Below are 13,634 nucleotides of genomic sequence, written 5' to 3' on the forward strand. Positions count from 1 at the left end.
GCGAACAAGCCGCTCGCCCTCGCGCACGGCGCGTACCAGAAGATCATCTCCTGCTACGCGCACGAGGACCGGCGCAGGGGGCGGGGCATGATGGCCGAGCTCATCGAATCCCTCGCCTCCCGGGGCTCGGCGCCCGGATGCCCCGAACTCGCCACGCTCGGACGCACCCTCAAACGCCGCATGGGCGACATTCTCGCGTTCTTCGACCACCCCAACGGCGCGAACGGGCCCACCGAGGCCATCAACGGCAGGCTCGAGACCCTCAGGGGCATCGCCCTCGGCTTCCGCAACCTCGACAACTACATCACCAGAAGCCTGCTCCACACCGGAGGCTTCAGACAAGCCATCCAAACCCACCTCTAACCACACGCCATACACACCAAAATGCGAAGAGCCGGAAAACTGCAATCAAACTGTTATGTTAGCGCACACATCGTGTCGCGCGAACGTCCTCAGAAACCGAGACGCGTGCGACCGAACTGGTCGAGCCAACGCAGGATCGCGCCCTCGCGCAACGCCCACGGACAGATTTCGATCTCCTGGATGTCGAGCGCCTTCATGATCTCGTCGGCCACCATACCGCCGCCCACGATCTGCAGCGTGCGTTCCGGCGTGATGCCCGGCAGCGCCACACGCTGATCCGGTTCGATGGCGGCGAGACGCGGAATCCAATCCTCCAACTGCTCGCGCGTCATGATCATCGTGTCCTCGCGGCCCGGCTGGCGCAGCACGGCGCCGGCGAGACGGGCGAGCGAACGGAACGTCTTCGACGTGCCGACCGCATGATTCGGATGCTTCGACTTGGGGAACGCCTCGATCATCGGCTCGAGAATCCTGCGCACCTGCTTGCGCGCCTCCTCCAGCTCGTCCGGCGTGGCGACGCCCTCGGGCAGGAACTCCTTGGTGACACGCCCCGCGCCCGCCGGCGCGGACAACGCGACCGTCGGCTCCTCGTCGGAACCCATCGCGACCTCCAGCGAACCGCCGCCGATGTCGAGCATGAGCAGACGCCCCGCATCCCAGCCGTACCAACGCCGGGCGGCGAGGAACGTGAGCCGCGCCTCGTCGGTGCCGGACAGGACCGTCACCGCCTGGCCGATGCGCTCCTCGATCTTGCGCAGCACCTTGTTGCCGTTCGGCGCCTCGCGGATGGCGCTCGTGGCCATGGCGAGCAGCTGCGTGATCTGGTATTCCTCGGCGAGCTTCATGCCTTCGTCGATTGCTTCGAGAATCGCCTCGATGCCGGCCTTCCGGATCGAGCCGTCGTCCTTGAGGTACTGCATGAGGCGCACGGTGGTCTTCGTGCTGGCCTCCGGATCGGGACGCGCGCCGGGCGCGGCGTCGACGATGAGCATGTGGATGGTGTTCGAGCCGATGTCGAGCACGCCGAGTCGGGTGGTGTGCGAGCGCAGGTTGACCATGTGCGGTGTCGTTCCTTTGATGTTGTGTATGTCGTTTCGTGTATGTCGTTTCGTGCCGTATCGTTCGCGTGCCGCAGGTACCAGGTGCGGCAGCGCGAGTCGGGCACGTACCGTCACGCGTGCAGCGTGGGCAGCCAGCGGCCGAGCCGGTCGAGCCCCTCGGCGAGCGCCTCGCGCGATGCCGCGTAGCTCAAGCGCACATGCGTGTCGGCGGTGGCGGCGCCGAAGTCGCGTCCCGGCGTGAGCGCGACGTGCGCCTCGTCGAGGGCACGCTCGCAGAACGTCCACGCGTCCAGTCCGGTGGATGTGATGTTGAAGTACGCGTAGAACGCGCCGTTCGGTTCGACTTCGACGGGCAGGCCGATGCGCTTGAGGCCGTCGATGACGATGCGGCGGCGTGCGAGCAGCTCCTGGCGGCGGCGTTCGCATTCGTCGAGGCTCGCTTCGGTGAAGCAGGCGAGCGCCGCATGCTGGGTGGGCGTGTGCGCGCATAGGTAGTAGTTGGTGGCGAGGTCGTCGACGGCCTTGAGCACGGCGTCGTCGTCGGGGATGACGGCCCAGCCGAGTCGCCAGCCGGTCATGCCGAAGAACTTGGAGAAGCTGTTGCATACGATCGCGCCGTCGTCACAGGCGAGCACGGAGCGGATCTCGGTGCCGTCGGGTTCGCGGTCCGCGAGGTCGATGTAGGTCTCGTCGACGATGCGCCACGCGCCGTGGTCGCGCGCGTAGTCGCACACGTCGTTCAGCACGTCGAAGTCGATGGTGGTGCCGGTCGGGTTGGACGGCGAGGTGATCATCACGGCCTTCGTGCGGTCCGTCCAGTGGGCGGCGACGAGGTCGCGGTTGAGGTGGAAGCGCGTGGCCGCGGAGGTGGGCACGTCGATGACGTTGCCTTCGAAGCTGTTGATGAGTTCGCGGTTGCACGGGTAGGACGGGTCGGCGACGATCACGTCGTCGCCCGGGTCGACGGTGAGCGCGGTGGCGAGCAGCAGGGCCGCCGAGCCGCCGGAGGTGATGATGATGCGCTTGGGGTCGATGTCGAGGTCGTGGCGTTCCCGGTAGAAGCGGGCGATGGCCTCGCGCAGCTCGGGCAGGCCCATGGCGGCCGTGTACGGCAGGGCGCGGCCGTCGTACTGTTCGCGCATCGCGTCGCGCACGGCGGGAGGCGCGCCGAAGTCGGGCTCTCCGAGGGACAGTTTGATCACGCTCACGCCGTTGGCGATCATGCGGTCGGCCTTCTCGCCGAACACCATGGCGCGGAACGGTTGCGCCTCGCGGGCGCGGCGGGACATCTCGGGAATCGCGGGCGTGGACGTCGCCGGCGCGGGCTGCTTTGCTTCACCAGTCATACCGCCCGTTGTATCGGCAAGACGCGACACGCGCGCCCCGCGTCCCGAGTGGTGGGACGCAAGACGCGCGTGGAGACGGTGCGACGGGCGGTTCAGGGTCGCGTGTGACGCGACTCGACGCGATATCCGACCGGTCGCGGCGGCATCGGTCAGCGCCGTCGCGCCAACGCCCAGCCGAGCAGGGCGAGCGGAATCGCGCAGGCGGTGAACAGCGCGGGCAGCAGCATGCCGACGTGCGGGCTGGAGGCGTCAAGCACGACGCCCGCCACCGACGATCCGAACGACGTGCCGACCGTGCCCGCCGTGGACACCCAGCTCAGGCCTTCGGTGAGACTCTCGGCGGGGACCAGTTCCTTGACGATGAGGTTGCCGGTGGTGAACAGCGGCGAGACGCACAGACCGGACACGATCTCGACGATTCCCAGAAGGATGAGGTTGTCCATCGTGAGACGGAATCCCACATAGCCGACGACGAGCAGGCACAGGAAGATGACCATGTGCGCCCAATGCGAGCCCTTGAACCGGCGGGAGCCGAACACGACCGCGCCGATGCACGAGCCGACCGCGAACATGGCGAGCTGGAGTCCAAGGAAGCGTTCGAGCCCCATGGCCTTCATCGTGGCGGTGACCGACACGTCGAACGAGGTGAAGCTCATGTTGAACACGAGGAACACGACGAGCAGCGGCAGCACGCCGCCGTAGAGGAGCGCGCTCTTCGGCTTCGCGCCTTGGCGGCGCAACCGGTCGAGGGAAAGGTTATCGGCGGCGGGGGCATCGCCCACGCCACGCACGGCCGTATCGGACGCCTCGACCTCGATCATCTCGACGATGGCCGGCGGCTGCGTGGACTTCAGCGAGAAGAACACCGTACCGCCCACACCGCAGGCGATGGTGGGCACGAACAGCTGGCTGACCGGATGCACGCTGGTGGCGAGCCACGCGGCGAGGATCGGCCCCAGGATGAACACGACCTCGTCGATGGCGGCCTCCATCGCGTACGCGGTGTTGAGCAGGGCATCGCCGTCGTCGCGGCCGCGCAGCGCGTACGCCCAACGGGTACGCACAAGCGCGCCGAACGAGAACTGGGTGAGCCCCATCACGATGGCGAGCGCGAACAACAGCGGGATCGGCACGCGCACCAGCGCGGCGAACGCGAAGGCGAGCATGGCGACGACCTGCACGGCGAGCGCGACGCGGCCGACGCGGCGCTGTCCGAACCGATCGAACAGACGCGCGTAGAACGGCGTCACGCACGACAGGGCGAACACGTAGACGGCGCTCATCGTACCGGCGACCGTCCAATTGTCATACAGATGGTTCAGGGCGAGCACGATGCCGAGACTCATCATGGAGATCGGCAGACGCGCCACCGCGCCGGAGACGCAAAACGCCTTCGCGCCGGGAATGGAGAACAGGCGGGCGTACGGGGAATGCGTCTTCATGGTCGTGACCTGGCTCATGCGTTCACCTCGCCCTCGTAGATGCCGTGCTCACCCGCTTCATCCACCACGGACTTCGGTTCCACCTCGCCCTCGTAGATGCTGTACTCACCCGCTTCATCCACCACGGGCTTCGGTTCCACCTCGCCCTCGTAAATGAAGAGATCCTCTCCATCCCCCACATGTCCGCCGGGATGGTCCTTGGCGTAGCGTTCGGCGACACGGGCGAGGCCCTTGTGCTCGTAGAAGCCGATGTCACAGCTGGAATCGGTGTGCAGGTAGTAGCGTGGCGCGCCGGCTTCGGCGAACGAGGCGAGCAGATGGCGCCAGAGGGTGCCGCCGACGCCGCGACCGCGGGCGGCTGGCGCGACGACGAACAGTTCGAGTTCGGCGGGGGCCCGGTCGTTGAGGTCGATGTCGTCCTCCATGCGTTCCTCGATCTCATGCCATGCCTCGGTACGTGCGAGCGCGTCCGCGCCGGCCGTCGTGGCACGCAGGGACGCGTCGACGCGGGCGAGCTCGTCGGCCACCCGGTCGAAGAGTGCGGGCGCGCCTGTCACGCGTGACAACGTGACACCCAGGAACGTGCCGTCTGCCGTTTCGGCGATTTCACCGCGCGTGGCGGGGCCGAGATAGTGGAGGACGAAATGCCTCGAAGTGAGGCGCGCGATGTTCGGGTCACCTGGCTCGTCGACGCCCCACGTGGCGTAGAAGGCCTCTACGACGGCCTCGATGTCGTTCCAAGTAACGGGCCGGTAGACGACGGCGTCGGCGGCATGATCGCTGTGGGCGTCGTGCCGTGCGACGCCCACGGGCGCAGTGCCGTGCTGTGCGGGGCTGTTGGTTGCGGTATTGGTGGTTGCGGTATTGGTCGCAGCCATGGGGTTTCACTCCTTGTTCTGTCGGTGTGTCGTGTAGCACGTGTGACCGCCCACACATGCCTGCACGAGGGTAGCGGCCTCCCTCCGACGAGACGTTCACGGCGCGTTTCAGCCGCGGGACCCGCTGCCGCCCATCCCGCGCACGCGTCGTTACGATGCGCGTACGCGTGTACGCACGCATCGTGGTCGCATGACCGGATGCGGGAATGACGGTGGGTCTAATCGTCGTCGGTATGCTCGGGGATTCCGGAGCTCAACTCGGCAATGATTTCCTCTTTGGTTTTCGCTTCGGCGCGCAGCTCTCGGAGCGTCGCGTCGGGCTCACTCACATAGTAGAGAGCGGCGTCGATACTGTCCAACGGCACGTCTTCCATCGCCGAGAGCAGAAGCCGGTACAGATCGAGCTGCACGAGCCTGTCAGCCACGTCCTTCGCCTTGCGGGGGCGATGTCCGGTCTTCCAATCGATGACGGTATACCGTTTCGTCGTATCGTCCGGGTCGATTCCTCCCCGGAATACAGCGTCGAGCTTGCCGTTGGCGATGATGCCGTCAAGCTCGGGCAATGCCACGACGATCTGCCGCTCCGCCCAGACCGGCATACGCCGCGCCCACGGGGATTCGGCGAGACGCCGCTGCCAGACGACGAGTTCCGTTTCGACGCGTCGGGAACGGGGCGAACCGCTCTTGCCCTCTGCATCAGCACCGCCGGCGATGGCCGTCTCCCGACGTTCCAGTTCGTCGAGTATCGCATGACGGTCCAGAACCGTTCCCGATGAGGATTCCGTTTCGATTCCGGAGTCGATGAAACGCTCCGCCCACGCATGGAATCTCGTGCCGGCGGAGGCGGACGGGGACGCGACGGAAGGGATGGGGCGCACGATGCCGCGCCAGTAGCGACGCTCTTCCCGCTCTCCCATGTCGGCGGCACGGACCTGGAGCCGGGTGACGCTCTGACGCGATCCGGCGAGGATGCGCTGCGCCTGCGCCTTGACCCGTTCATCGAGGTCTCCGCCGTCAAGCACCTCCGACATGAGGTCGTCGTCCGCAGCAAGCAGACGCGCCTTGTCCAGCAGCGTGCCGCGTGCGGAACGGTCCGGAGACGGCTCGCCCGCCGTCGTGGAATCAGCCGAATCATCCGTCGTGGAGCGTTCGCGCATGGCGGCGCGGACGGCGTGCGCCGCCTCTACGAGCGACGATGAGGTCACGCCTCCCAGCGCGGACGGCCACGGCAAAGCGTCTTCCGTCCGTTCCTCAAGCGGCGCGTCCCATGCTTCATTGATGACGGCGTACGCGTATCCGCCGGCATCGACGCCGGTGAAGAACCCATCGGGGCGGGGCACGCCCATGCTCGCCGGCGTGCGCGGGCGTTCACCGGCATCGACTGCGGCATCAGTCGGAGCATCGGACTCGCCGGCCGGACCGGAGGATTCCGAGGCCCGGGACGTGTTGGCCGACTCGGCCATGATCGTCCCGTCATGCGAGTGAAGCGCGTCATGGACCTCCAGCCAGAAGTTGGAGGGTTTCGCCATACGGGGTTTGGATCCCAGCACCGACGGGTCACGCCCCGTCTCGCCGTTGCGGCTGTAGGTGAGCAACACGTCGCGTCGGGCTCTCGTCAACGCCACGTACATGAGGCGACGTTCATCGGCGTGCAGACGACGCCCGTATTCCTCTTCCTGGGTGAGATACCAGCCGTCCGGGTCGACGTCGTTGACGCCGTCGCCGACCGCACGCAACGACCCGTAGACCTCGTCATCGATGAGTTCCACGTCGTCCAACGGCCGCAATGCCTCCAGAGGATCAGCGCCAGCGGGGGCGTCATGCGGGAATCGCGGCAGGATTCCGGCGTCGGCGCGCACCGGAACCGGCACGGCGGTGGGATCGTCCAACCATGTGGAGGCGCGCTCATGGTATTCGGGAGCAGTCCACTCTCCGTTCTCGATGCCGCCCGCATGATCGGGATCGGCTTCGATCGAAAGATGGTCGCCCTGATTGCTGGGGAACGTTCCTTCGGCGAGACCGACCACGGCGACCGCATCCCATTCGAGTCCCTTGGACTGGTGGACGGTCATCAGCTCCACATCGACGTGCCTCCCTGAGTTCAATCGTGCCGTCTCGTCCTCGACGCTGCGCAACGCGTCCACCCATGCCATGAATCCGCGCAGCGTGGGTGTGGAGTCGGCGGCGATCTCGCTGATGTACGTGTCGACCAGGTCGACGATCGTCTCCATGGGGATGCGGGCGACCGTCGGGTCGGGAGTGCCGGCGCGGTTGCGCATGGATTGGGCGACCACGGTGTCGATGTCGAGGTCGAGGGCCTGCACGGCTGCGCGCACCACGTCGGGCAGAGGCCTGCCGACCATGCCACGCACCGCCCGCAGCATGCGGGCGGCGTGCAATATCCCACGTGATGTGGCGTGATCGAACCGTCCGTCCCGTTGCAGGATGCCGGCGAGATCGGCATCCTGCAACAGATCGGGAAGGAACACGGCGTTGGCGACGGCGTCCCGGTGTTCGCGGACGATGCCGGCGCGATCACGGCGCGGCGCATCGGCCGGAGCGATGCCGGCCGCGACAAGCGCCTGATAGCGCACTTCCGTGTTGGACGCTTCTGCGAGCGCCGCCAACGCCGTGAGCGTCGCCGCGTCGAGCCCGAACCGCGGCGTGGCGAGCAGTCGCATGAGCGAGCCCGAATCGGTGTGGTCGGAGGCGACGTGCAGCAGGGCGAGCACGTCACGGATCTCCGGACGTTCGAGTATGGCGGAATAGCCGACGACGCGCGTGCTCAACCCCGCTTGCTCCATCGCCTGCTGGTATTCGGCCATGTGCTTCTTCGACCGGAACAGCACTGCCGTGGTGGGAGGTTGCTTCGGGTCGTCGTGGTCGTTGACGGCGAGGGCGTGACGGCAGAACCGCACGACGCCGTCGATCTCCTGGCCGAGCGTGTCGTAGCCGATCACGCCGAGCGTGCCCGTCGCCGCGTCCGGCAGGGTGGATAGTGGGGCGACGTCGACTTCGCGCATCATCGAGCTGCCGGCACGTCTGGGCGTGACGCGCAAGGGCAATGTCAGGTCGTTGGCGGCTTCCAGCACGATCCGGGAGTTGCGTCTTGTGACGCTCAACTCGTAGGGTCGGGCGTTGCCGCCCATACCGAAGTCGCGCTGGAACAGGCGGAACGCGCCCGGGCTGGCCCCGCGCCATGCGTAGATCGACTGGAACGGGTCCCCTACCGCGTTGACGGCGGTGTCGCCGTCATGGAAGAGGGTGGCGAGCAACGCGGCCTGCGTGGTGGACGTGTCTTGGTATTCGTCGAGCAGCACATGGCCGAACCGCTGACGATACCGTTCCCCGATGGAAGGGAACCGGGTGACCAGCTGGTAGGCGGCGATGGTGAAATCACCGAATTCCGCCAGATTGAGCCGCCGCTTCTCCTGCGCATACGCCTCGACCAGGTCGAGGAGCACGTCCCGCTGTTCGGCGACGCCGATGAGTCCGGCGCAGTGGGATACGCAGGCGGCGTGCAACCGCTCGTGATACTCGTCGAGTTTCGCCGTCCACGCGGCGTCGCTGTCTTTCTTCAGGCGTCGTGGCTTGGTGAGCTTGGGTGTCTCCTCGGGAACCGGTTCGGTGCCGATGGCATCGCGCACCTGTTCGATGAAGGCGCCGTCCCATGCGCGCACCCGTGCGATGGCGGTTTCCATGTCCGTCGCGTCATGGCCGATCATCGCGCTTCCTATCGCTCCGGAGAGGGCGAGCACCTTGCCGGCAAGCGTGTTGAACGCACCGAGGTCATGCCCACGCAGACGATCCATGTTCCGGTCGATGACATTCGTCGCCAACTGCAATGCCCCCGCTTCGCTCAACGGCTGCGTGTTCTGGTCGAATCCGACGAGCAGACCGTATTGGCGGACGATGGATTGGAAGAACGCGTCGTATGTATAGACGACGGGTTTGAGGAACATGCGATCGCCCGCGGCGCGAATCGTCTCGGCGTCGGTATCGGCGTTTGCGCCTTCCGCCGCCGTGGAGACGCCTTCCGCCACGGCCGCGGATACACGCGCCAGCAGCTCGCCGGCGGCTTTGCGCGTGAACGTGAGGCCGAGAATCCGTTCGGGGGCCACACCCCGGCGGATGAGCTCGATGATGCGGCGCGTCATCGTATAGGTCTTGCCCGAACCGGCACCGGCGACGACGAGCACATCATCCGCCACGGGGGCGTTGATGACGGCGGCCTGTTCGGGACTGTCCGTGAATGTGGGTGCGCTGTTCATGCCTGCCTCGTTTCGAATACGGTGTCGACCTGGCCGGCGCATGCCGGACAAACGGTTCGCATACGGCAGTATGCGAGATGCTGTGCGGTGGGGTGGGCGGTCAGATGCGTCGATCTGCTCGCGGATGCCGCGTAGAACACGCGGGCGATCATGGCGAGCGCCCACATCGCCTGCGTGCCCTGCAGAGCGACGAACCGTTCCCACACGTGGGGGTCGATGCCCTGCGGCGGTTCCATGGGAACAACGGGAACGTCCATGAGCTTGGCGGGGTCACGGTAGTGGAACCGTGGAGCGAACGGTTCGCTGTTCAATGCGCCGCCGGTGAACAATGCCGGCTGGAACAGCCCTTCGGGGGCGAAGCTCTGCGCCGGGGCCTCATGGGCTTCGACGTGGAACAGCGCGCTTTGCGCGATGACCGGCGTCTCGCGGTGACCCGGACCGCCATGCAACATGGTTTCCTCCGTATGCTCGGGGAACGCGAGTCCCAGCTGATAGCAGACGAGCTGCAGATCGTTGAACCGTTGCAGAGTGGAGGGCACATGCCCGGTCTTGTAGTCGATGAGCCGTATGGCATGGCTGCCGTCCGCCATGATGCGGATCTCCTTGCGGTCGATGCGTCCGGAGAGGCGTATGGTCAGGTCCTCGCGCATGCCTTCCGGCCATCCGCCGACGAGCGCGCCCATCATCGTCATGAGGTCGCCGCGCCCGGCCGGCCCGGCTCCGGGCACGGCATTATAGGCGGCGAGGATCTCGTCGAGTCCGAACCGGGCGGAGAACTCCTCCTCGCAGGAGGAGCGTTCGAGTCTGCCCACGTCGAACTTGCCCGTATTGGAGCCGAGATAGTCCGGCTCATTGGAGGTCACGAAATACGAGGCGAGGTTGGCGAGCGTGATGCCGGCCTTCTCGTCCTTGCGGATCGCCGCGTAGCGCGCCGCGGGATCGTCGATATCGGATGCGTCGATCTTCATCTCGTCGTAGATGCCGATGAGACGACGGGTCACGGCATCCAGACGATCCTGCACCCCCGCATCGGCCATGTAGTCGGGAAGGTCCAGCCCTTCTTCGCAGGCCCGCTGGGCGACCGCGTGAATCAGCGTGCCGAAACCGGTGGCCGCGCTGCCCGGACGGGGCCCTGCGAACCGGTTCTCCAGCAGCCAGCACACCGGGCATTCCCAGAGCCGGTCCACCGCCGAAGGGGACAACGACACGACTGGAGCATCGGTCTCCGGCGCACCGGTTTCGACTTCGGCGTCGTCGCGTTCCGCCGTATGCAGGTACGCCCATACATCGGGGTCGGCCGATGTCACTCCGCTTCCGGCGAGCAGAGCGAGCGCCGCGGCCGCATCCCGGGCTCGCGGATCCTCGGACGGACAGCGGGACAGGATGATGCGGGCCACGGCCACCAGTCCGCGCGGATCGCAATCCAATCCGGCAAGAGGCATCGGCTCCGTCCCGGTCGATTCATCGCTCTCCGCCGGTTCCTTCGCATCCGACCCTCCCACTTCGGCGAACGATGCCTTGTCGCCTCGGCCGAAGCACTCCGGCATATAGCCGTAGAGGAAATCGGACGGGGTCAGATCGTCGTTGTCCACGGCACTGACCGTCACCGTGCCGGAATCATGGGAGTTCGCCGCCGCACGGGTGATGGCGTAGAGCAGGCTTTTCTTCTCCCCGGAAAGCACTTCGCCCAGCCGGGTCCCCGGCGCGGGCGCCATGGCCCAGACGGCGTGGGCTTCCGGCCCACGAAGGACGATGTCGGCCATATCCTCGCCGCCGAACATGGTGTTGCGTTCGGCGAGGTTGGGCCACACATCCTGCTGCATGGCGGGTATCCACACGTGGTTCCAGTGGCGTCCGGCCGCTCCTGCTGGTGTGGTGAGGGTAACGGCCTGATCCATCGGCTTCACGCGGGCGAGCGAGTCGGCTTCGATCTGCATGGACCGCACCTGCGCGATGAATGCGGTGATGTCCCTGCCGGCGGAACCGTCCTCCGCATACTGGAACAGTCTCATGGCCACGTCCAGACGGTCGTTGGCTGCCCGTCCGTCAGGCGTGTTGGCGAGCGCCTGACGCTGCCACGCCGTCGCGACTCCCGTGGCGTCCCATGCGGCGGCGAGCACGAACTGCGGTTCGTCCGAATCCAGACGGGATACCGCCGAGGCGACCTTGCCGACGAGCGTCCACAGTCGGATGAAGGCACGCGCCTGCGGGTCACCGCCCAGCACCTGGTTGATCACGGCGAGCACGTGCGAGGCGGGAGCGCGCGAATCATCCAGTGCGAGCATCACGTATTGGGCGCCGACCCCGAACACGGGTGCACGTCGCGTCTCTTCAGCAACAGTCGTCTGCGACTGCGATGCCGCAGCGTCCCGCTCCTCCAACAGGGAATCATCGACATGGACGTCGTCGTTTCCGGGCCACGATTCGACCAATGCGCTCCATGCGGCCATCAAGCCGCCCAACGCGCCGGATGCCGACTCAACGGCGGAACCGTCCTGCTCGGTGGAAGAGACGACCGGCATCTCCGTGGCCGCTTCCCCGCCGACTGTGGTTCCGTCGACCGCGGTTGCGTCGACGATCGAAGCGAGGGACTCCAGCGAGCGCATCGCCGCCTCGATCGGCTCCATGCGTCCGGGAGCGCCTTCTCCCGGCGTGGAGCCTACAGTGACCAGCCGGCTCGTCATCAATGTGGCGACGCGGACGCGCACGTAGTCGGCGAGCGCACGCGGATCCGATCCCGCGCCTTCGATGCCGTCGTTTCTCAGGCGCGCCAGCTCGATGAGCGCGAACAGGCCACGCACGAACGGTTCCTCCTTGAGGGGGCGGGTGACGGATGAGTACCGCACGGGCACGCCGTCGCGCCGCAACCGTTCCCCGAACAGGCGCACGGTGCCGTTGTCATGCGCGATGACGGCCATGTCGTTCCATGGGGCCCCACCGTCGAGATGCTCGTGCTTGATGCGCCACACCACATCGTCGAGTTCCTCACGGGGACTGCGGTACAGCGCGCACCTCAGGGAGCCGTCCGCGGGCAACGGCGAGGAACCGTCGAGACGGACGATCGGCCAGGCACCCTCATGCCGCGGCAGTTTCCATGGCCGTTCGGGCAATGGTATGGGGTCCTCCAGCGGCGAGGGAATCGACAGGGAGATTCTCGAGGCGACGACGTCACGGTATGTGGGGCCGCCCACGGACGCCGTCCCGCCCGTGCCGCCGGATTGCAGGGCGACGCTTCGGGCGGCGATGGGGCCCTCCACGGCACGCGCGAACAGGTATTCGGGGTATGAGCCTCGGAAGGTCTGCACCGCCTCGTCCGGATCACCCACGAGCACGAGGCGCGTCCCCCGACCGGATGCGGCCTCCAGGAACCGCATGGCCGCGAGCGTGGAATCCTGGAAATCGTCGACGACCAGCAGTTCAGGGGGGTCCCCTCCGCCGCGCCGCAGCACGGTGGAGGCCTGCGTCAGCAGCTCCGAGGAATCGAGCCGGTATTCATTCGGGTAGGCCTCCTCGACGGCCATGCCGTATTCACGGCGCAGCGCGAACGCCAGCCTCCATTGCACGCGCAACCGTTCCGCACGGATGTTCCGCTCCGCGCCCGAGGACGCCTCCAAGGCAAGCAGCAGTTCACTCTCCCGATCCGGCGAGACGCCCAGCTCGTTCATACGCGCGAGCATGTCGCGCAGCTGGCCGACGAACTCGGTCGACACCCCTCGTTCGAGAAACGCCGCGGTGGTCCGACCTCCCGACGACGCGTCCGCTCCCCTGTCGGGGAACGATCCGACGGACGACCGCCAGTCCTCGGATGCGAAATAATCGCGCAACAGCATGCAGACGCCGCATACATCACCGGATTCGGCATGACGGATGTGTGCGGCGAGCACGCCACGCAGCAGCGCGTCCTGTTCGGCGCCGTTGAGCAGTCTCGGCGCGGGGCCACCGGAGGCGAATCGGTCATCGGCGATGACGCGGAACGCCAAGGCGGCGAGCGTGGTGACCGGGCGCACCTGCGCAGACGCACCGACGTGCCGGATGACCGCGTCGCCGAGCGTGTCGGCGATGACGCGGTTCGCCACAGTCATCATTGCACGGGCATCGCCGAACGCGTCCAAGCCGCGCAGGAGCGCGTCATGGGCGAAACCGGTCTTGCCGCTCTGCGGCGCGCCGGAGACCAGCAGCGCGCTCCCGCCGCCTTCGCCGCGAATCAGCTTGTCCAACGCCTCATGGGCTTCCATGTATCCAGTCATGCATCCAGCCTAAACCGCGTCGAAAA

Annotated in this window: 7 protein-coding genes; 1 reads left to right on the forward strand and 6 read right to left on the reverse strand. The window is 66.8% G+C overall.

Annotated features, from left to right (window positions below; all coding sequences use genetic code 11):
- The coding region (locus AC1AYR_RS07915; protein ID WP_476555155.1) for a transposase at positions 1–363 on the forward strand (363 nt) is incomplete at its 5' end.
- A gap of 89 nt (positions 364–452) precedes the next feature.
- Here the strand turns inward: AC1AYR_RS07915 and AC1AYR_RS07920 are convergent.
- The 6 genes from AC1AYR_RS07920 to AC1AYR_RS07945 form a co-directional block, all read right to left on the reverse strand.
- Positions 453–1,421 (reverse strand): Ppx/GppA phosphatase family protein, encoded by a 969-nt coding sequence (locus AC1AYR_RS07920; protein WP_476512250.1) that lies wholly within the window; start codon positions 1,419–1,421, stop codon positions 453–455.
- Positions 1,422–1,534: 113 nt separating this feature from the next.
- Positions 1,535–2,770: a pyridoxal phosphate-dependent aminotransferase gene (locus tag AC1AYR_RS07925; RefSeq protein ID WP_476512249.1), complete on the reverse strand. Its 1,236-nt coding sequence runs from the start codon at positions 2,768–2,770 to the stop codon at positions 1,535–1,537.
- A 149-nt stretch (positions 2,771–2,919) separates the two neighbouring features.
- Positions 2,920–4,230, reverse strand: coding sequence for an MFS transporter (locus AC1AYR_RS07930; RefSeq protein WP_476512248.1), 1,311 nt, complete (start codon positions 4,228–4,230; stop codon positions 2,920–2,922).
- Positions 4,227–5,090: a GNAT family N-acetyltransferase gene (locus AC1AYR_RS07935; RefSeq protein ID WP_476512247.1), complete on the reverse strand. Its 864-nt coding sequence runs from the start codon at positions 5,088–5,090 to the stop codon at positions 4,227–4,229. Before AC1AYR_RS07935 ends, AC1AYR_RS07930 begins: the two co-directional genes overlap by 4 nt.
- A gap of 218 nt (positions 5,091–5,308) precedes the next feature.
- Positions 5,309–9,361, reverse strand: a complete 4,053-nt coding sequence (locus AC1AYR_RS07940; protein ID WP_476512246.1) for an ATP-dependent DNA helicase — start codon at positions 9,359–9,361, stop codon at positions 5,309–5,311.
- Positions 9,358–13,608, reverse strand: coding sequence for a PD-(D/E)XK nuclease family protein (locus AC1AYR_RS07945; RefSeq protein ID WP_476512245.1), 4,251 nt, complete (start codon positions 13,606–13,608; stop codon positions 9,358–9,360). The genes AC1AYR_RS07940 and AC1AYR_RS07945 overlap by 4 nt, the downstream gene beginning before the upstream one ends.
- Positions 13,609–13,634: the final 26 nt, after the last annotated feature.

This window comes from Bifidobacterium sp. LH_417, from assembly GCF_056357035.1.